We start from the raw sequence: 19,190 nt of genomic DNA on the forward strand, positions 1-19,190 counted from the left end.
CGGTTGTTTTCGAAAGCTCGGTGGCTTGTTTCGATTTAGATCCGACGTTCCAAAGCGTAGTTTATCGCGTCGAGCAGAGTTGGGTCTACCTGTATGGTTGCAGCGGACTTCCCGTCTTTTGCGGTGTCCGCGGATTCGAATAAGCGCGCCGTCTCGAGGATCCAATTTTCGGCGGTTTCGTCTGGAAGGATGCTGGTGTTCACGACTAGGTCGAAGTCAGTCGCATCGCAGCATTTCTGGTTGTAGAACATTTTCACGAACTTCATTCGCGCCTTGTCGTCGTCTGCTACGAAGGCTTCGATGTCCTTGCGTTGTGAACTTGCTTGGCGTTCCATCATTCGCAGGACGCGAGTCGGGAAGGATGCTTGTATCCGTACCTTCATTACGTCGGAGTATTTGCTGAGGGCCGAGTAGGCTCCTCGAGCAAGGATTACGGTGCGGCCTCGATGGGCGAGAGCGCTCATCGTGTCGTTCATCATCGAGATGGTCTGCAGGTTTTTCGAATTTGCCAGGTCCCAAATGTTTGGGGTGGAGGTGTAGAGCTTTCCGAAACGGGTAAGCCCATACTGTTCTAAGGTCGCTTGCAGGACGGACTTGTCTACGAGGTCGTATCCCAGTCTCTCCGCGACCCGTTTGGCGATCGTGCCTGCGTTGCTTCCGATAAGCCTAGATATCGCTATCGTTTTCATAGGTTTGCTCTCCTTGTTTTGCTGTTGCTAAGCGTGGACTGATGAGCGCAGCCCTAGTGGGCCTTGCGGTGCTGCAGGCAGTCGAAGGCGACCGCTACCATGAGGACCACGCCTTTGATCACCATCTGGGAAAACTGCGTGACGTTCATGAGGACGAGTCCGTTGCTGAGGACGCCTAGGATGAGGACACCCGCGACGACATTGGAGATTCGTCCGAATCCGCCCGTGACGCTGACGCCGCCGAGAACGCAGGCTGTTAGGATGTCGAACTCCAGGCCTTTTCCAGCTAGCACCTGGGCGGAGTTCGTTCTCGAAAGGATCACGATGCCAGCGAGACCAGCGAAGAATCCAGAAAGCGAATACACGAGGTACTTGACGTTCTTGACTTTGATGCCCGATAGCTTGGCTGCTTCCTCGTTGCCGCCTACCGCGTAGAAGTAGCGTCCGAAATAGGTTTTGTTCAGGATGAAGGCCCCGATTGCCAGGATGACGATCATGATGATGACTGGAATGGGGATGGGGCCGAGGTAGCCTTGCCCGATGATTGCGAAGGACGCCGGGAACCCGTAGATCGGTAGACCTTTGCAAATGAGGTAGGCTAGGCCTTCGACGATGATCATCATTGCCAAGGTTACGATGAGCGGTGGCATGTTGATGTTAGCGATGATCCATCCGTTGAGGAAACCGATGAAGGTCGCCATGCTCAGGGCTAGGCCGATTGCCAGAACGGGATTTAGACCTGCATTGACCATGCACCAGCCTCCGACAATATTGACTAAAGTTATATTGGACCCCACGGACAGGTCGATGCCGCCCAGCAGCAGTACGAAAGCGAAGCCAACTGCTGCGATGCCGAGCATGGATACTTGCCGGGCGACGTTGAGCAGGTTGTTGCTGACTAAGAAGTTTTCGGAGGCGATGGAGAAGAAAAAGACGAGTAGCAGAAGTACGACGTAGATTCCGTTTCGCTTTGCGAATTCGACCGCGTTGGCGGTTCCCTTTAGTTTGTCAAGATATTCCATTGTTGAGTCTCCTATTTCTGTGAAGCGAAATTCATTATCGTTTCCTGTTTAAAATCTTTCCTGTTCAGTTCTCCCGAAATTTTGCCTTCGCAAAGCACGATAATGCGATCCGACATGCCCATGACCTCCTCCATTTCCGATGATATCATCAGCACCGCTTTACCTGATTCGACGAGGGAGTTTACGAGGGTGTAGATTTCCGACTTGGCTCCGACGTCGATTCCGCGAGTGGGTTCGTCGAAGATGACCAGTTCGGGCTCGGAGGCTAGCCAGCGAGCGATAATAACTTTTTGTTGGTTGCCGCCGCTCAGGTTCTTTATCTTCTGCTCAATAGAGGGAGTCTTGATGCGAATCGATTCTCTGTAGGAGTTGGCGATTCGCTTTTCCTCCTTCTTGTCGACGACCATGAACTTGGAAATCCTTTCCAGTATGGCCATGCTGGTATTGGTCCTGATGTCCATTTCGAGCAGGGCGCCCTTTCCCTTTCTGTCTTCGGGGACGAGGGCGATTCCGGAGTCGATCGCGTCTCTCGGGGTTTTCGGATTTATTTCCTTGCCGTTCAGGCGGATGGTTCCGCCGGTCTTTCTGGCTGCTCCGAAGAGCAGTTCGGCCGTCTCCGTTCGTCCTGCCCCGATCAGGCCGGCGAAGCCGAGGACCTCTCCCTTTCTGATTTGGAAGCTTGTATCATGAACGCCATTACCCGATAGGTTTTGCACATCTAGCAGGACCTCGTCCGATATGCAGTCCTTGCGCGCTGGATACGTTTCCTTCAGCTCTCGTCCGACCATGAGCTTTACGAGGTCGTCCATGTTGGTATCGCTCGTCTTTACCGTTGCGATCTTGTGTCCGTCGCGGAGAACGGTGATGCGCTCGGTGAGCCTGAAGATTTCCTCCATGCGGTGCGAAATATAAATAACGGTTACGCCGGTCTTCTTTAGCTTCTCAACCATCACGTAGAGGCGCTCCGCTTCCGCTGAGGTGAGGGGAGCGGAGGGTTCGTCCATGATCAGGATCTTCGCGTTTTGCGACAGCGCCTTCGCAATCTCCACGAGCTGCTGGTAGCCGACCGTCAAGCTGCTGACCAAGGCGTTCGGATCGATGTCGATATTGAATTGCTCGAATATCTTGGCGGATTCGCGAACCATGGCCTTTCGATCGATAGTGATCCCTTTGCGGATTGCCCGCCCGAGGAAAATGTTTTCTGCGACCGAAAGCTCTCCGACTAGGTTGAACTCTTGATAGATTACTCCGATCCCTTTCTGTTCGGAGAGTTGGGGAGTGAGCGAGGAGAACTCTTCGCCTTCGACGGCTATCAAACCTTCGTCCGGGATGACCGCTCCGGTGCAGCTCTTGATTAAGGTCGATTTTCCCGCCCCGTTTTCACCAACCAAGGCGTGGGCTTCTCCTTTGACGAAGTCGATGCTGACGTCGTTGAGCGCGATGACGCCCGGGTATTTTTTCGTGATATTCTTTAATTGTAGAATATTCATTTTTGAGGTGATTAAGGGGTTAGGTTCAGCGTCACGTTCTTTATAATAAGGGGACTCGCCGCATGAGTGAAGCGGTCAAGTCGCGCTTGAGTGAGTAGGGGGGGCTTGAGGGTGCTAAGCTATTTTCCTAGGTATTCGGTTACGTTTTCCTTGGTCACTGGAATGAGCTTACGGTAGATTTCCTTTTGCTCGATGGGTTCTCCCGAGGTTAGTTTCGTGACCATTGCCCAGATGGCGTCGGCGATGTCCTTGTTGGTACCGGTAACCGTTACACTCATTCTGACTCCTTCGCCATTTATCATGGCAGATAGTTCGGGCTGGGTGGCGTCTGCGGCGAAGATTCCAAAGTCGTCGGTGATCTTGTTCGCGGCCTTGGCAGCCTCGTTTGCCCCCACTGATCCGCCGCCTCCGATAGAGCAGACGACCTTTACGTTGGGGTGGGATTGGAAAACCGTTTCCATCTTGGAGATGCCTTCCGCAGGATTGATAGCGCTGGTTTCCGCCACGATCTTGGCCTTAGGGGCTAGCTTCACGATGGCGTCGCGAATGCCGTTTCCGCGTTCCAGTAGAATCGGCAATTGCGGGTAGTTGAGGATGGCCACTTCCGCAGTGCCGCCGAGCTTTTCGTTTATCCATTTCGCGGCGTGCTCTCCGATGGTGTAGCCGAGGTGGTGGTTGTCGATAAGCCACGCGAGGTCGGCATTCTCGAGATTGTCGTCCCATGCGATGACCTTGATGCCGGCGGCTCGAGCTTGCTTGAGGGCGAATTCGACGCCGGCTGGATCGGCCGGGTGGACGATCAGCACGTCTACTCCGCTCGAGATGAAGTTTTCGATTTGGGTGATTTGCTTCCCTGCGTTGCTTTCGCAGGAGACGAAGCTCATGCTTCCGCCCTGGGCTTTGACCTCCTTGGCAATGGCTTGGCAGTAGCCCGCCCATGTTGGATTGCTCAAATCCTGGACAGTCATGCCGATTTTTACCTTGCTTCCGCCCGCTGCGGAATCGTCGCTCTTGGAACTGCAGCCAACGAAGGCGAATCCCGCTAGAAGTACCAATAGTCCTATAATCTTATTTTTCATATTATATACGGTTATATTTAACGTTGTTTCTCTCTCGGCGGAGAGAGTTCTAAAAACGTGGGGTAAAGTGAGGTATTGTATGTTTAAGCGAAGGCTCGCTTGCCGGTCAGGTTAGCCGGGAGTTCTGGGGTGGCTCCCATTTGGGTGCATACGTAGGCTGCGACTTCGTTCGCGAACTGGTTGACCTTGTCGAGTGGCTTGCCGAGGAGCAGTCCCATGCATAGGGTTGCCGTAAAGGAATCGCCGGCGCCTACAGTGTCGAGGACGGGACCTTCGCATCCTGCAAAGTCGCTGCTTTCGCCTGGTCCGAGCAATAGGCTGCCGTGGGGGCCGCGTGTATAGGCGATAAGGCGCAGGTCGTACCGTTCGATCAGTTGTCGGAGCTGTTTTTCTACGTTGCCACGGAGGCCGAACAAGTCAGCTAGCACGGGAAGCTCTTCGTCGCTTAGCTTCAGGATGTTAGCCAAGTCTAGCGATTCGGAAAGCGTTTCTTGGGAATAGAACGGAGGGCGCAGGTTGACGTCGAAAATGCGCAAGCTGTCATCTCGCATTTGGCGAATGAAGGAATGTATCGTTTTTTTAGATACAGAGGATCTTTGCGAGAGGGAGCCGAAACAAGCGGCGTGCAAACTTCCGGCGAGATCTTTTATTTCGGGAGAGAAGGGGATGTGGTCCCAAGCGACGTGTTCGTGAATCTGGTAGGTTGGTTTGCCGGCTTTTAGTACGACATCGACCTTGCCGGTAGGGTACTTTGAGCTCTCCTTCACGTAGGCGCCGGCCAGTCCGAGTTTTTCAAGTTGCGCCTTTATCTCCGTGCCGAGCTCATCCATGCCGATACAGCTCACGGCAAAGGCGGTTGCTCCCAGTTGTTGCGTGTGGTGGGCGAAATTAGCCGGGGCGCCGCCGAGGCGCTTGTGGTTTGGAAAGATATCCCAAAGGAGTTCTCCGATACCGGCTACTGTAAACTGTTCGAGCATGGGGGGGAAGGAAGGGGCTGCGTTTTCTTGGGGGGGGCGGTGCTTGCTGGAGCGAAGCGACGATTGAAGCCTCTCCGTTCTGCTAAAAAAGTGAAACCAAAAGGCAAAAGAACGCTTGCAAAAGGATTACAAATAAATGACAAAGTGTGTATGAGTCATTCTAAATCAAGGTACTTGCGGCTTTATGAGGAACTTTCGTCTTCCATTCGAAAGCAGCAATACGTTGCCGGGGATATGTTACCGACGGAGGCGGAACTGTGCGAAAGGTATAAGGTTTCGCGGCCCACCGTAGCGAAAGCGCTCAATCTGCTGGTGAAGGAAAAGCTGGTCCACCGCCGCTCCGGCTTTGGCACTCAGGTGCTCGGGCCGGGCAAGTCTGCCCTAAAGGTAGGGCTGTTGATCCCGCAGTTGCAGGAAATCGAGATCTTCGATCCGATCTGCGCGAGTTTAATAGAGAGCGCTGGAATGGAGGCGATGCGTATTGTGCGACCGACGGAATTGAGCTTGAAGCTCGATCCGAGGACGATGGCGGAGACCTTGACGGAACGCTTCATCGAGGAAAAGGTGCACGGCGTCTTCTTCACTCCGATCGAGCACATCCCTTGTCAGCAGGATTTTAACCTGAAGATCATTCGCCGTCTGCGGGAAAAGGGGATCGAGGTGGTCTTGTTGGATCGCGATGTTTATGCTTGGCCGCGGCAGACGCCCCATGACTTGGTTGGAATCGATAACATCGAGGCGGGCTATGTTATGTGCGGGCACTTGATCGAGAATGGCTGCCGGAATCTGGCATTCGTGTCGGCGCCGGACGCGGCCATGACGGTGGAGCTGCGCCGCATCGGGAGCCGTGAGGCTCTGGTCCACAATGGTCGGAGAGGACGGGACTTAAAGGACGTTAATCTAGTGGTAGACCAGCCTGAGAAAACGGCTAAGCAGCTGATAAAAGACAAGGTTGACGGCGTGATCTGCGCTAATGACGTGACGGCTGCTCCTTTGTTGCGGGCTTTGATCGACCTAGGGGCGGAGATCCCATCCAAGGTTAAGGTTTGCGGGTTTGACGACGTGAAGTACGCGTCGCTGCTTTCGGTACCTTTGACCAGCTACCATCAACCCTGTGTCGATATCGGCAAGGTCGCTGCTCGGGTGATGCTCAATCGCATTAAGAACCCGCAAAGCCCCTACTGTCGCATCGCTCTCACTGGAAGCATCATCGTCCGCAGTTCGTCGTCGGCCCCTGCTAAGAAATAGTTAAGCGAAGCGAGGGATTCAGCGCTTTCTGATTGTTTGGTGGAGCTGGGGTGTTAGAGCTTGGACCATGCTTACGACACCTGTTATACATCCGCAAATTCTGGAAGCCTTGGCCCGCTCGGGGCATTTCGCGCAAGTCGTGATTGCTGACGGCAATCTGCCGGTGGGGGCCATGAACGGGCCGAATTCGACGACGGTTCACATGAACTTCCTGCCAGGGCTGCTCGATGCCTGCACGGTGCTGAAGGGAATCCTATCGGTTTGCCCGATCCAAGGGGCTACTGTGATGCAGAAGCCTGCGGAGGCGAACGCGGAGATCCATGAGGAATACAAGCGGCTTCTCGGCGATGTAACCTGGGAGGAGATGGAGCGCTGGGCCTTCTACGACAAGATCCGCGAGCCCGCGACGACTTTGATTGTCCAGACCGGCGAGCAGCGTCGATTTGCGAATCTTATCCTAACGGTCGGCGTCGTTAAGATGGCGGAAGAGAGCGGATTTTAACAGCGAGACCTAGCACGCTGCAAGGTATTGGAAATATCTGTCTACTGTTCGTGTTGAAAGTATGAATACATTAAAAGCTCTGTTTTCGTTGGAAGGTAAGGTGGCTCTGGTGACAGGCGGATACCGAGGCTTGGGCTTGAGTATCGCGGAGGCCTTGGCGGAAGCGGGAGCGCTGGTGGTGCTGAATGGCCGTTCCGAATCGGGCGTGAAAGCGGCGGTGCAAGCTTTTGAGGAAAAGGGATTGAAGGCGGATGCGGCTGTATTTGACGTGATGGACGAGACCGCGATCACCAAGGCGGTCGCTGACATTTCCGCAAATCACGGCGGAGTGGATATTCTCGTCAACAACGCGGGCATTCATCGGCGCAACCTGATGCTCGATATGCCGCCCTCGGATTTCAAGCTGGTGCTCGATACCAACGTGACGGCTGCCTTCATGCTCGGCAAGGCGGTGGCTCCTGGGATGATCGAGAAAGGGGGCGGAAAGATTATCAATATCCATTCGCTGATGAGCGAGCTCGCCCGCAAGTCGATCGCCAACTACGCGGCGGCAAAGGGCGCCATCCAGATGTTGACCCGTTCCATGACAGCCGAATGGGCGACGCACAATATTCAGGCGAACGGTATTGGTCCTGGATATTTCGATACGGAAATGACGAAGCCTTTGATCGAGAACCCTGAGTTCAATAATTGGCTGGTGAACCGGACGCCAAGCGGACGTTGGGGAGTGCCGGACGATTTGAAGGGATTGGCCATCTTTTTAGCGTCACCAGCATCCAACTACGTGAACGGGCAGACCATCTTTGTCGACGGCGGCTTGACTGCGGTGGTTTGAGGGTGTTTCCGAATTACTCGAAAAGTCCGAGCCGATGGGCTTTGTTGACAGCGGCGGGTGCGTTGAGGACGTTGAGCTTTTCGTAGATGCGGCGGATGTAGGTGGCGACGCTGCCGTAAGCGATGCCAAGCTTGTCGCCGATTTCTTTTTTCACGAGGCCTTCGGCTAGTAGGGTGAGGATTTCGAGCTCTCGGTCGGAAAGGGGCTTTTCGATTTCGAGCTTGGCGGGTTGTTGCTTGAGCTCGCCGAGAATGTACTGAGCGATCTTGCCGTCGAGGGAAGCTCCACCTGTGGTGACGGTTTGGATACCGTCTTTGATTTGGCCGACGGTCGAGGACTTGAGGAGGTATCCGGAGGCTCCTAAGCGAATGGCCTGCAGGACGTCCTCCTGCTTGTCGGATTGGGTGAGGATGATGATTTTCGTTTTCGGGGTGGCGGTCTTGAAGTAGGGAATTGCTTCCAGTCCGTTCATGCCCGGTAGGTTTAGGTCTAGGAGGATGATGTCGGGGTGCTCCGTGGGTAAGGCTTTTTCAAGGTTTCGCAAAGCGACCTCGGCTGCCCCGAACATGTTGACGAGTTCGAAGTCCGCTTCTGCTTGTAGTGCCATTTCGATGACCTTTCGGTAGCGCGGATGGTCTTCAACGAGAACGATCTTAGTCGAAGTTTTCATGTAGCTAAAATGTCTAACGGATTCCGAATCTGCGTTGGCGGAGTTTTAGGTGGATGGTGGTGCCAGTGATGGCGGAGGTTTCGACGGTTACCTTGCCGCCGAGGAGTTTAGCGCGACGCTGCAGAGACTTGGGAACTTGGGTGGAGTCGTTGTCGGTAATGCCTTGCCCGTTATCGCTGATTGCGAGATGGATCGTTCTGCCTTTGGCTGCTAGGGTGGTTCTTAGTTTCGTGGCTTCCGAGTGGCGGCAGATGTTGATGAGGCATTCTTTGTAGAAAAGGATCAGGTCGGAGCGCGCGCCTGCGGGAAGTTGGTCGAATTGATCTTCGCCCTGGATGGATAGCTCATGCTGAAGGTGCACGACCACGCGGTTTGCTATCTGCTTCATGGTGGTTTCGAGATTGGGGTAAGGGGTCGCGGATTGCATGTCGGCTAGGTGACGCACGGCGGTTCCCGTTTCTTCGGTCGCGGAACGGATCTGTTGAAGGTAGGTATCCAGTTTCTGGGGATCGTCTCGGGAGCTTTGGGCGAGGTCGCTGAGCAGTCCGATGGTATGCAGGTCTGCCCCGAGTTCGTCGTGCAGGTCAGCGGCGAAGCGTTCCTTTAGCTGGGCGGTTCGGCGCAGGTGAAAGATACGGTTGAGGAGCATGCTGATGACGATAGCGACGGCGAGAGCGGCCGCGATCCAGCTCATAATTCTGAGCATGGTCTTCTGGCGGGCGTAGCGTTTGTCGCGTTCCGCTTCGACGAGGGGGCGTTCTCTCTCGAGGTCGTGGCGGCGGGCGAGTTGTTCCATCCACTCCCGCACGGGGAGGATGGTTCCGAAGTGGTTTCGTCCGTCGGTAAGGGACGCGAGCGAGCCTTCTTGGCTGGGTGGCTGCAGGTTGAGGTGGACGGGGGTGCCGAGGGCTACGTTGGCGCCGCCGGAGAAGACCTCGATTTCGGCGAAGCCTATGCAGCGCCAACGTTCTTGGGCCTCGGGAGCCTTGTATCCATCGATAGCCGTTATACGGATATACCGGCAGTTCGTTTCGGGGAAGCGCCAAGCCAGGGTTGGCCCTCCGTCGTAGATCGTATCGCGCTCGTACTCGACTAGGGGAATTGGATCGGCGAAGTCCGGACGGGTGGAGCCTTCGATTATGAGGTGTTTGGGAATGCCGTAGTCGGAGTGATGGACTTGTGGAATGTTTTCGCTGAGGTCGGCGGCATGGAGGTGTATTCGATTTATGGGAACGGATTTTTTGAGATCTAGGGTGAGGCTTGCTTGGGGGCCGGTGTGGTAGAAAGCGACGTAGGCGGTGCTGCCCGGAAGCTGGGGGGAATTGATAAGGTAAGGGGTAACGCCGTCGACGAGCGTCTTCGCGGGAATCGACCGTTGGACGCGTCGCTTCTCCGAGCTGGAAACGGTGACGGATTGGTGGAGGGCTACGTTGTCTTCGCCGCTGAATGCTAGGATTTCGGACAATTGGAAAAGGAATTTCCCATCGAGGGCGCGGGGCGACAGTTCGCTTGCTTCGACGCGTATCCATTTGGCGGTTGTGGGAGGGAGGGGAATGACGAGAGGCGCGGTACGAGGCAGGAGCTCGCTGGGGTCGTCGAAGCTGGCGAGGACGGTTCCGGTCGACTCCTCGCTATCGCCGGCGACTACTTGAAATCGGGTAGGGAAGCCGTCGGCTTGGATGCCGGTTTGCGTGTTTCGCCAAAGGATGGGGACGAGGGTGACTTGCTCGATGGTCTGCGGCTGGGAGAAGTCGATGCGGGCCCACTCCGTATGGTCCGCCTCGGAATGGAGTTGCGATTGCCAACCCAGGCTGCCGACGCCGCTGCGTAGGGTGAGGTAGGCGAGTTGGGAGCGTTCGGAGTCGATGTTCGCCAAACGCTCTTCCAGTTGCCCGAGGGATCGTTGATGGATCGGCTGGGCGGTCGATGGGGAGGTGAGCCATCCCGCCAGGAGGAGGATTTTGATGAGTGTGAGCGTGTGGCGCATTCGGTAGGCAGAGTTTACAGCGTTTGGGAAAAGGAGTCTGTCTATCAAACGGTAGACAGACAGGATGGCGGATGTCGGGTATACTGCCACTTAAAACGTCTCGGCGGACTCGCCGGCTCCGAACCTATTTCCTTAAAGCCCCTTGGATATGAGAAAAACCAATCGATCGAAAGTCATCCTCCTGTTCGCTTCCCTCCTTGCCGCGGGAGCGAGCCTAACGAACGCCGCTGAGCGCGAGCCGGTGAGCATTGAATCGCTTTTGCGAGAAATGCTGGACCGAGACGCGGTTGCCAGGTTTCCGCAGCATGACTTTCGCTTGAAGCAAGACAGCAGCTACAACCGGGAATCGGTGACGCCCGAGGCCCCGAAGATGGAGCCGACGGGCTGGTTTGCCAATCGGGACTTTAACAATGGATCGAAGCAAACCGGGCGCTTCATTCGCACGGAAGAGAACGATGGCCGCACCGAATGGGTGATTATGGAAGACGAGGGGCCGGGCGCCATCGTGAGAAGCTGGATGCCTTGGCGAAACCAAAAATCCGGAGAGACGACTACAATATTGCGCATCTACGTGGATGGGGCGTCGGAGCCGGTGATCGAGGGCAACCAGTTCGAGCTGTTTCAAGGCAAGGGGATGATTCCGTTTCCGCTGGCCCATGAGTCGTTGCGGTCAGCAGTTTCCTTTTTCCCGATTCCCTACGCTAAGAGCTGCAAGGTGACGGTTTCCGAGCTGCCGTTTTTCTATCAGTTCACGTATCGGGAATATCAGGACGAGGTAGCGGTTAAGAGTTTCACGATGGATGACTTTGAGGCAGCGGCGCCGCTGGTCGAGGAAGTTTGCAAGACGCTACTGCATCCCAAGGCTGAAGCCTCCGGGAAGACCGTTCGCTTTCGCAAGACGCTCGCTCCCGATGCGGAAAAGAGCCTCAAGCTACCGCGCGGGGTCGCTGCGGTGCGAGAGCTTTCGGTGAAGCTAGGCAGCTACGAAGATCCTGAGGTGATGCGAAAGGTGGTGCTCAAGATGAGTTTCGATGGCAAGGATACGGTATGGTGTCCGCTGGGCGATTTCTTTGGTTCGGGCATCGGGCTGAATCCTTTTCAAGGTTGGTTTCGCACCGTTGCGGAAGACGGAAGCCTGAGGGCGCGTTGGGTGATGCCTTATCGGAAAAGCGCTACGGTCAGCGTGGTGAATCTTAGCGACGAAGCGGTATCCGTAGAACTGGAGGCGACCGTGGGCGACTGGCAATGGGACGAGCGTTCCATGTACTTTCATGCGGAATGGCGGGGACAGTATCCGGTACCGACGCGTCCGTTTTCCGATTGGAACTACGTGACGACCGAGGGACGAGGCGTGTATGTGGGCGATACCTTGACGATTATGAATCCTGTCGCGAAGTGGTGGGGAGAGGGGGATGAAAAGATATTCGTCGATGGAGAGGACTTTCCGTCTATCTTCGGCACGGGGACGGAAGACTACTATGCGTATTCCTGGGGCGGTCGCAGCACTGACTTCTACGAGCACCCCTTCCACGCTCAGCCGTTGGCCCACAAATATAACAAGCTGAACCGAAAGACGGATTCCAACGAGCGCAATACCATGGGCTACAGCGTTGAAACCCGTACCCGCATGCTTGATACGATGCCCTTTGGCAGTTCGCTCCAGCTCGATATGGAGGTTTGGTCAGGTACGGATTGCGAGATGGGTTATGGCGTAGGCGTCTATTGGTATGGATTTGCGGATACGGCGTCCAACCGCAAGCCCGAGCCGCAAGAAGTCCGCAACGTGCCTCCGCTTCCTGACGAGATGAAATAATGGAATCCAAACTACCCTGATTATGAAGCTACCCCGTTTCTTAACTGCCAGCGCGCTGCTGTCGTTCGCAGCGAGCGCTGTCTTTGCGGAAGAGAGGACGAATCAAGATTCCCCTCGGCTGCCGAATGTTGTCATCATCTACGCGGATGACCTTGGCTACGGGGATCTCAGCTGCTATGGGGCCACCAAGGTAAGGACGCCCAATATCGACAGCTTGGCGAGCGAGGGCAGAAGGTTTACAGATGCTCACTCTCCTTCAGCGGTTTGCACTCCCTCCCGATTCGCGTTGATGACGGGAGAGTATCCGTTTCGGAAGAATATCTATTCACCCATTTTTCTAAGAAGCCCGCTCGTTATTCCCGAGGATCGGTTTACGATCGCGGATCTGATGCAGGGAGCGGGATATCGAACGGGGATCGTTGGGAAATGGCACCTCGGCTTTCAGGACAAGGCGCCCGTCGATTGGAATGCCCCGCTGAAACCCGGACCGCTTGAGCTTGGCTTCGACTACTATTATGGAGTTCCGACCGTGAACAGTCATCCCCCTTTCGTTTACGTAGAGAACCACCGTGTCGTTGGGCATGTGTATGATGCGGATTCGCCGGACTATGATCCCTTCGACTATAATAAAGACGCAGGGGAACAGGGGTACACGGAAAAGCACCCTGAGAAAGTGAGGCTGGATCACATCGGCGGATCGAAGTCGGCCCACGCCCTCTACAAGGACCACGAGGTCGGCCTGCATTTGGCCGAGAAGGCGATCGAGTGGATCGATGCGAGTAAGGAGGATCCGTTTTTTCTGATATTTTCGTCGACGCATATTCATCATCCCTTTACGCCTGCCCCGCAATTTCAGGGGAGCAGCGAGGCCGGAGTCTATGGCGACTTTCTTCACGAGCTGGATCACATTGTCGGCATGATTCTGGATAAGCTGGAAGCGGAGGGCTTGGAGGACGATACCCTGGTTATTTTCACGGCGGACAACGGCGCTATGTTGAACGCGACTGGACAAAAAGCGTTCCGCGAGTTTGGCCATCGCATGAACGGGCCCTTGTTGGGCTTCAAGAGCGATGGATGGGAAGGCGGGCATCGAGTGCCGTTCCTAGCGAAGTGGCCGGGTCATATCCCAGCGAATACAGTTTCGGACCAGTTGATTGGTTCGATTGATTTGATGGCGACTTTGGCTGCGATTACCGGCGAGGAACTGCCGCAGGACGGCTTTGCTGATGGAGTGGATATATCTGAGGCCTTGACTGGAAATCCTCTGGAGCCGATCCGTGACCATCTCGTTTGCACTCCCTTGAAGAAGGATTTCCTCGTTTTGCGGAAAGGCAAGTGGGCTTATTTGGCCGGCCGAGGATCCTCGGGTTGGAACGGTAAACCAGGGAGCCATATTATGTCGGGGCCGAGGTCGTTGCCGTTTACCGGAGACGAGAACTCGGATGTCTTAGATGGCTTCGTGAAGGAGTCGGCGCCCTCCGCCCAACTGTACGACTTGGAGAAGGACCTTGGGCAGACGAAAAACCTTTACCATGAGTATCCAGAGGTAGTCCGGCAATTGTCTGCCCTTCTGGATACGTACAACCCGATTGCTTCGAACCCGAAAAAGAATGAAAATTAGGCACAAATCATTGGGACTTAAGCTTACCGTTTGCTGGCTTGCCTGGGCGCTTCTTGCCGCTTCGGGCCAGGCCGAGGAAGGCAAGCCAAACATCGTCGTCATCATGGCGGATGACCTTGGCTATGGCGATTTGGGCAGTTATGGCTGCGAGGATATTCCGACTCCGAATATCGATCGGCTTGCGGAGGAAGGAGCGCGTTTCACCTCTGCCTATGTGACGTGGCCGATGTGCGGGCCCTCGCGGGCTGGGTTCTTGACCGGGAGGAATCAATCGACTTTTGGGTATTATAAGAATCAAACCTCGCCGCTGGATCCGGATCAGGGACTGCCTAAGATTGAGACGATAGCTAGCTTATTGCAGAAGCAGGGCTATGTGACAGGAGGCGTTGGCAAGTGGCATATGGGCACCACGGACGAGCAGCATCCGAATGCGATGGGTTTCGACGATTGGTTTGGTTTCTTGAGCGGCGGTTTGATGTATTTCCCCTTGGATCATCCTTCCTACAAGGAAAAGTATAATCCATTGGAACGGCCCGCGAAGTGGCGGGATATCCACCACACCTTGCCACTGATCCATAACAGGGAACCGGTGAAGCGAGAGGGTTACCTGACGCACGAGCTGACGGCTGCCGGTATCCGTTTTTTGGAGAAAAATCGGGAAAAGCCGTTCTTCTTGTTCATGTCCTACAATGCTCCGCATCTGGATCTGGAGGCTCCGGTAGAGACGATCGCAAAGTTTCCGCCGGAATCGATGACGAAGGTACCGGGGGTCAAGCCGGAGGCGCGCTCGGTTTACGGCGCGATGGTATATGAGTTGGATCAAGGCGTGGGGAACCTCTTGGCGAAGCTCGAGGAGCTGGGGCTCAGCGAAAACACGGTGGTGTGGTTTTTGAGCGATAACGGCGGCATGGTGCGGACTAGCGACAACCGTCCGCTCAGAGGGAGCAAGGGCAACGCCTACGAAGGGGGCTTGCGGGTTCCGATGATCGTGAAGTGGCCCGGCATGGCGGCCGAAGGCGTAGTGCTGGAAGAGATGGTCACTTCCTTGGATATCGGAGCCACTTCGCTCGCCATGGCAGGCGGGGATCCGGAATCCTCCGGACTTCACGGCAAGGACATCCGGCCGTACTTGATGCAAGAAACGAGCGAGGCTCCGCATGAGCGCTGGTTTTGGCACACGGCCAAAGGGGCGAGGCCTGAGGGAGTGGTGCGCGAGGGCGATTTCAAGCTGCTGATCAAAGAAAAGGGAAAACCGGAGTTATATCATCTTAGGGAAGACTTGGCAGAAACCAACGACCTTGCGGAAGCGCAACCGGAGCGGGTGCAGGCCATGCTTGCTCGGTGGTTGGAATGGAACGAGGGAAATGCTCCGGACCTGTGGCAGACTCCCGATAAGAATGCGTATCAGTATGCTGACTACGATTGGTTGATCGGCAGCCAGCATTACAAGGCGAAGTCGGAGTGAGCGGCGTAAGAGACCAGTTCTGCCGCGGTCGAGGCAAGGTTTAGTTGAGCGATTTAAGGTATTCGATGATGGCGTCGCGGTCGGCTTCGTTGAGAAGGCCTTGGAATCCCATCTTGGTACCGGGGGTAAACGTGCTGGGACCAGCGAGGAACGCGTCGAGTGTATCCTCGTTCCAATTACGGTGCTCTTTGGCTGACTGCTTCATGGCGTCGGAATAGTCGTAGCCGCGAAGGTTGGCGATCGGGCTGTCGAAAATGTTCTTCAAAGTTGGGGCAAGCTGGGGATTGGCGTGGCAGCTTTGGCAGAGGTTGTAGAGCGCTTCGCCTCTTTGCTGCGTATCCATCGCTTCCATCGTTTTTGAATCGAGGATGTATTCGGAGCGGATGGCCATCATGGCCTTGTCCTGTTTTTCGGACAGGGAAGCTCGAATCTTTTGGTAGGCTTCGGCTTCAGCGATGGCAGCTTTGATCTCGAGCAGGCCAAGATCTGTGGCTATCGATTTGTAGCGCTCGAGGCTGAAGGTTTCGGGGGCCTTGCGGAGTTTGTCCATTTCGTGGAGCAGCTCGCGACGCCTTGCCTTGAAGGCGGATACGATGGGAACGAGTTCTTGAGTGGCCTTCCGCACGATGCTTTGCTGCTTGGCGTTGAGGACCTGCTGAAACTGCTTGGAGATTTTGCCGCGATTGGCTCCGTGGCCGCTTTTATGGCGGATGGATACGAAGCCGAAGAATTGGGCGGGTTGTCCGAGGGGGATGACTTCGTTGTCAGCCATTGTTCCGGTCAGCCAGGTGAAGGCTTTGGCGAACAAGTCTTCGTATTGGGCCGAGAGCTCGCGGTCGAGACCCTCCTCGCGGATGCGGCTTCTGTCTCGCTTCGCTGTCGCAGCGAGGGCGGGATCCTCGCGTAGGGCCCGCAAGGTTTTCCATTGCTCCTCGGTCAGAAGGTCTTCGACGGCGGCATAGGCTCTAGCTTCGTGCAGGGCGACTTCTGCGTTGAGCCAACCGAAATCGCGAGCGAGAGTGGCGGTCTTTTCGCTGTCGATCGCTTCGCCGGTGTAGAGATGATGCTCGAGCATGCGCAGGATCTTGCGGCGCGTTTCCCACCAGGCGGCGAGCGGAGCGGCTTCGGCCTTCACGGCTTCTAGCATGACGGCTCGTTGCGCGGGAGTGGCAAGTTCATAGAAGGCGCGGCCCAGTTCGCCGCGTTTGGCGACGCGTCCGCTCTGGTAGCGTACGGCGACGAAGCCGAAGAATTGGGCGTTCTTGCCGATGGAGAGTTTTTCGTTGTCGGCGGGGGAGCCGCTGAGCCAAGCGAAACCTTTGGAGTAGAGGGCCATTTCGATGTCCTTGGCGGAATGGCGGCCGGAGTACTCGCTCTCGTTCCAGTTGTTGCTGCGTCCTCCTTTGCCATTGCCCTTGCTTTGGCCCATGAGCTTGGGGCTGTTCTCGTTAAAGCCGCGTTCTTGGGCGGAGAGGGAATATTCTTGCAGAGCCAAGGAGCTGAGAAGGAGGAGGAGCGCGAACTGCAGAGGGATAAGTTTCATAGTTGGGGTATGCTAGGGGCAAAGGGTTAAAGCAGCCCCTTTGTCTAAATTAATAAACGTTAATTTTGGGGTTTTGGGTTAGCCTGATGCCTCGGTTTGGGCTTGGCTCAAGGTCTGGGCATGAAGGTCTTGGTTGTTGAAGATGACGAGAAGCTGTCGGGCTTTATCCAAAAGGGATTGGAGGCTGAGGGATTCGTCGTGGACCTGTGTCGCGATGGGGACGACGGTTATGCCTTGGCGACGACGCGGGAATACGATGCGATGGTGCTCGATATCATGCTGCCGGGACGTGATGGCTTGAGCATTTTGAGGAACTTGCGCGAGAGGGATATCGGGACGCCCGTGATCGTGCTGACGGCCCGGGGCAGTCTGAACGAGCGTCTCGATGGACTGAAGCTCGGAGCGGACGATTACATGATGAAACCGTTTTATGTGGAGGAGTTGGTGGCTCGCCTGCATGTGGTAACGCGTCGTGCGACAGGGAGCGGTAAGTCGATTTTGTCCAATGGGGAAGTGAGCTTGAACCTTGTGACGCGCGAGGTGCGGATCGGTGAGGAGGCGATCGAATTGACAGCGCGGGAGTTCGCCTTGCTCTCGTACTTAATGCGTTCGCCGGGGCGTGTTTTTTCGCGGGCGCAGATTTGCGAGCATGTTTGGAATTACCATTTCGACCCGGGGACCAATATCGTCGACGTGTATATTCAAAAGTTGCGTAAGAAGCTCGCTGGCGATGGCGAGATTATCGAAACGGTACGCGGGGTGGGGTATCGTATTCGGGAGGAGAGTTGAAAAGTGAATACGCTAGTTTCATTTTCGTTCCGGACTAAAATTGCGGCGCTCGCAGGGATGATCACTGGGGGAATCGTTCTAGCTTCCTGCTTGGTTCTTTGGAACCTCACTTACCGTTTCCAGTTGGATGGTCTCGATCGCGATATGCTGCGGATCGCCCAGGCTAACCTGCAACGCGTTTACGGGCGCTCGCATTGGGAGCGCTTGGACGAGTCGCTTAGTTTTCAGGCGAAGGACGACGAGAGCGCCTTAAGCTTTCGTATCTGGATGCAATTACGCGGTCGCTATGGATACGTGTCCAGCGCTTGGCCGGAGGCCTTGGACCCGACGGAGCAGTTCCGGAACTGGGATGCGCTGCAGGAGTCGATGGACGCTCCGCCCTTGCCGGATAAGGGGCAACCGATTGCGAGCGAGAATCCAGCCTTGGCCGTCGTTGCGTCGTCATTCAGCGATGAATACGTGGATGGAGCGCGGTGGCGGCTTGGTATGTTCGACAATTATTATGGGAGCTTGGCGATAGCGGTGGATATCGATTCCTTTGATGCCCGGATGGATGGATTGAAGCGGCGTTACTACTGGGTGGCTCCCTTGGCGCTCCTATTCGCCTTTTCGGGGGCTTGGCTCGTGGCGAGTCGCTCCCTGAAACCCGTAAAGGACTTGACGGCGGCAGTGGAGGGCTTGTCGGCCCAGGGGCTTGATCAGCGGCTTGAAGAAGATGTACAGGAGAAGGAGTTTCGCCGATTGGTGAGGATCTATAACGACATGCTGGCACGCCTGGAAACCTCCTTCGAGCAAGCCCGACGGTTCAGCGCGGATGCTTCGCACGAATTGAAGACGCCTTTGGCTCGCTTGCAGATGGAGTTGGAGGTGGCGCACAAGGAAGCGAAAACGGGATCGAAGGAGCAGGCTACGTATTCAAATATATTGGACGAGCTGAGACGGCTGAATGGGATCGTGGAGAAGCTCACTTTGCTTTCCTTGTCGGACGCCGGTCGTCTGCAGCTCGGTCTCGAAGAGATCAGCTTGAATGAGATGCTGGCAAACGTGGTTGAAGACTGCAACGCGCTTACAGGCGGCGAACGGATCCACCTGCGAGCCGAAGCGGAATGCGTGGTGCCAGCCGACCCCGTCTTGCTCGAGCAAGCTGTTCAGAACCTTTGCGGGAACGCCTTGAGGTATGGATGGGAAGATGGCACGGTGGAGGTTTCTCTCGCTAGGGGCAGGGACGGAAAGTGTCGCCTGCGGGTGGCCAACGAAGGGCCGGCTATTCCGAAGGAGGAGTGGGAACGGATCTTCGATCGCTTCTATCGAAGGGATGCGCACCATCGCTCGCGCCAGCAGGGAGCCGGACTGGGGCTGAGCTTAACGCGGGAGATTATAAAGGCGCACGGCGGAGAACTCGCTCTGCTGCGTTCCGACGGAGACTGGACGGTGTTCGAGGTGGTTTTGTGAGGCGGGAG

At 55.7% G+C, this 19,190-nt stretch carries 16 protein-coding genes; 8 read left to right on the forward strand and 8 right to left on the reverse strand.

From position 1 onward, the window contains the following. Positions 1-35: 35 nt before the first annotated feature. The 5 genes from QEH57_RS19790 to QEH57_RS19810 form a co-directional block, all read right to left on the reverse strand. The gene (locus tag QEH57_RS19790; RefSeq protein WP_309008522.1) at positions 36-689 is read right to left on the reverse strand and encodes a cytidylate kinase-like family protein; all 654 of its coding nucleotides are present in this window, start codon (positions 687-689) and stop codon (positions 36-38) included. Between the two features lie 53 nt (positions 690-742). Next, the gene (locus tag QEH57_RS19795; protein ID WP_309008523.1) at positions 743-1,711 is read right to left on the reverse strand and encodes an ABC transporter permease; all 969 of its coding nucleotides are present in this window, start codon (positions 1,709-1,711) and stop codon (positions 743-745) included. 11 nt (positions 1,712-1,722) lie between these two features. After that, a complete protein-coding gene (locus QEH57_RS19800; protein ID WP_309008524.1) occupies positions 1,723-3,201 on the reverse strand; it encodes a sugar ABC transporter ATP-binding protein in 1,479 nt (492 codons plus the stop codon). A gap of 119 nt (positions 3,202-3,320) precedes the next feature. Further along, positions 3,321-4,280 carry a sugar ABC transporter substrate-binding protein gene (locus tag QEH57_RS19805; RefSeq protein WP_309008525.1) on the reverse strand — a complete coding sequence of 320 codons (960 nt, stop codon included), beginning with the start codon at positions 4,278-4,280 and terminating at the stop codon, positions 3,321-3,323. Positions 4,281-4,363: 83 nt separating this feature from the next. Further along, positions 4,364-5,257, reverse strand: coding sequence for a carbohydrate kinase (locus tag QEH57_RS19810; protein ID WP_309008526.1), 894 nt, complete (start codon positions 5,255-5,257; stop codon positions 4,364-4,366). A gap of 150 nt (positions 5,258-5,407) precedes the next feature. Between QEH57_RS19810 and QEH57_RS19815 the strand changes: the two genes are divergently transcribed. The 3 genes from QEH57_RS19815 (at position 5,408) to QEH57_RS19825 (ending at position 7,842) form a co-directional block, all read left to right on the forward strand. Next, entirely contained in the window at positions 5,408-6,505 is a 1,098-nt protein-coding gene (locus tag QEH57_RS19815) for a GntR family transcriptional regulator (protein WP_309008527.1), read from the forward strand. Between the two features lie 67 nt (positions 6,506-6,572). After that, positions 6,573-7,007 (forward strand): RbsD/FucU family protein, encoded by a 435-nt coding sequence (locus QEH57_RS19820; protein WP_309008528.1) that lies wholly within the window; start codon positions 6,573-6,575, stop codon positions 7,005-7,007. Positions 7,008-7,068: 61 nt separating this feature from the next. Beyond that, positions 7,069-7,842 (forward strand): SDR family oxidoreductase, encoded by a 774-nt coding sequence (locus tag QEH57_RS19825; RefSeq protein WP_309008529.1) that lies wholly within the window; start codon positions 7,069-7,071, stop codon positions 7,840-7,842. Positions 7,843-7,855: 13 nt separating this feature from the next. On the opposite strand, the gene QEH57_RS19830 is transcribed toward QEH57_RS19825, so the two are convergent. Next, entirely contained in the window at positions 7,856-8,512 is a 657-nt protein-coding gene (locus QEH57_RS19830; protein WP_309008530.1) for a response regulator transcription factor, read from the reverse strand. Between the two features lie 13 nt (positions 8,513-8,525). Then, a complete protein-coding gene (locus QEH57_RS19835; protein ID WP_309008531.1) occupies positions 8,526-10,499 on the reverse strand; it encodes a histidine kinase in 1,974 nt (657 codons plus the stop codon). Between the two features lie 268 nt (positions 10,500-10,767). Between QEH57_RS19835 and QEH57_RS19840 the strand changes: the two genes are divergently transcribed. The 3 genes from QEH57_RS19840 to QEH57_RS19850 are packed head-to-tail and all read left to right on the forward strand — an operon-like array spanning position 10,768 to position 15,398. Continuing rightward, positions 10,768-12,312 carry a glycoside hydrolase family 172 protein gene (locus tag QEH57_RS19840; protein ID WP_343224822.1) on the forward strand — a complete coding sequence of 515 codons (1,545 nt, stop codon included), beginning with the start codon at positions 10,768-10,770 and terminating at the stop codon, positions 12,310-12,312. Positions 12,313-12,334: 22 nt separating this feature from the next. Beyond that, on the forward strand, positions 12,335-13,933 hold the full coding sequence (locus tag QEH57_RS19845; RefSeq protein WP_309008533.1) for an arylsulfatase: 1,599 nt from the start codon (positions 12,335-12,337) through the stop codon (positions 13,931-13,933). Continuing rightward, positions 13,923-15,398 carry a sulfatase-like hydrolase/transferase gene (locus QEH57_RS19850; protein WP_309008534.1) on the forward strand — a complete coding sequence of 492 codons (1,476 nt, stop codon included), beginning with the start codon at positions 13,923-13,925 and terminating at the stop codon, positions 15,396-15,398. Before QEH57_RS19845 ends, QEH57_RS19850 begins: the two co-directional genes overlap by 11 nt. Before the next feature lie 40 nt (positions 15,399-15,438). Here QEH57_RS19850 and QEH57_RS19855 read toward each other — a convergent pair whose 3' ends face one another. Further along, the gene (locus tag QEH57_RS19855) at positions 15,439-16,941 is read right to left on the reverse strand and encodes a c-type cytochrome (protein WP_309008535.1); all 1,503 of its coding nucleotides are present in this window, start codon (positions 16,939-16,941) and stop codon (positions 15,439-15,441) included. Positions 16,942-17,061: 120 nt separating this feature from the next. Between QEH57_RS19855 and QEH57_RS19860 the strand changes: the two genes are divergently transcribed. Together QEH57_RS19860 and QEH57_RS19865 are read left to right on the forward strand one after the other, a co-directional pair. Continuing rightward, positions 17,062-17,730 (forward strand): response regulator transcription factor, encoded by a 669-nt coding sequence (locus QEH57_RS19860; RefSeq protein ID WP_309008536.1) that lies wholly within the window; start codon positions 17,062-17,064, stop codon positions 17,728-17,730. A gap of 57 nt (positions 17,731-17,787) precedes the next feature. Further along, positions 17,788-19,182, forward strand: a complete 1,395-nt coding sequence (locus QEH57_RS19865) for an ATP-binding protein (protein ID WP_309008537.1) — start codon at positions 17,788-17,790, stop codon at positions 19,180-19,182. Positions 19,183-19,190: the final 8 nt, after the last annotated feature.

Source organism: Pelagicoccus sp. SDUM812005 (assembly GCF_031127875.1).
Classification (GTDB): Bacteria; Verrucomicrobiota; Verrucomicrobiia; order Opitutales; family Opitutaceae; genus Pelagicoccus.

Excerpts from the sequence above, each read along its gene's own strand:
- QEH57_RS19795 (WP_309008523.1), bottom strand. The coding sequence starts at position 1,711 with ATGGAATATCTTGACAAACTAAAGGGAACCGCCAACGCGGTCGAATTC.
- QEH57_RS19845 (WP_309008533.1), top strand. The coding sequence starts at position 12,335 with ATGAAGCTACCCCGTTTCTTAACTGCCAGCGCGCTGCTGTCGTTCGCA.
- QEH57_RS19805 (WP_309008525.1), bottom strand. The coding sequence starts at position 4,280 with ATGAAAAATAAGATTATAGGACTATTGGTACTTCTAGCGGGATTCGCC.
- QEH57_RS19860 (WP_309008536.1), top strand. The coding sequence starts at position 17,062 with ATGAAGGTCTTGGTTGTTGAAGATGACGAGAAGCTGTCGGGCTTTATC.
- QEH57_RS19810 (WP_309008526.1), bottom strand. The coding sequence starts at position 5,257 with ATGCTCGAACAGTTTACAGTAGCCGGTATCGGAGAACTCCTTTGGGAT.
- QEH57_RS19850 (WP_309008534.1), top strand. The coding sequence starts at position 13,923 with ATGAAAATTAGGCACAAATCATTGGGACTTAAGCTTACCGTTTGCTGG.
- QEH57_RS19790 (WP_309008522.1), bottom strand. The coding sequence starts at position 689 with ATGAAAACGATAGCGATATCTAGGCTTATCGGAAGCAACGCAGGCACG.
- QEH57_RS19865 (WP_309008537.1), top strand. The coding sequence starts at position 17,788 with ATGATCACTGGGGGAATCGTTCTAGCTTCCTGCTTGGTTCTTTGGAAC.
- QEH57_RS19825 (WP_309008529.1), top strand. The coding sequence starts at position 7,069 with ATGAATACATTAAAAGCTCTGTTTTCGTTGGAAGGTAAGGTGGCTCTG.
- QEH57_RS19800 (WP_309008524.1), bottom strand. The coding sequence starts at position 3,201 with ATGAATATTCTACAATTAAAGAATATCACGAAAAAATACCCGGGCGTC.
- QEH57_RS19840 (WP_343224822.1), top strand. The coding sequence starts at position 10,768 with ATGCTGGACCGAGACGCGGTTGCCAGGTTTCCGCAGCATGACTTTCGC.
- QEH57_RS19855 (WP_309008535.1), bottom strand. The coding sequence starts at position 16,941 with ATGAAACTTATCCCTCTGCAGTTCGCGCTCCTCCTCCTTCTCAGCTCC.
- QEH57_RS19835 (WP_309008531.1), bottom strand. The coding sequence starts at position 10,499 with ATGCGCCACACGCTCACACTCATCAAAATCCTCCTCCTGGCGGGATGG.
- QEH57_RS19815 (WP_309008527.1), top strand. The coding sequence starts at position 5,408 with ATGAGTCATTCTAAATCAAGGTACTTGCGGCTTTATGAGGAACTTTCG.
- QEH57_RS19820 (WP_309008528.1), top strand. The coding sequence starts at position 6,573 with ATGCTTACGACACCTGTTATACATCCGCAAATTCTGGAAGCCTTGGCC.
- QEH57_RS19830 (WP_309008530.1), bottom strand. The coding sequence starts at position 8,512 with ATGAAAACTTCGACTAAGATCGTTCTCGTTGAAGACCATCCGCGCTAC.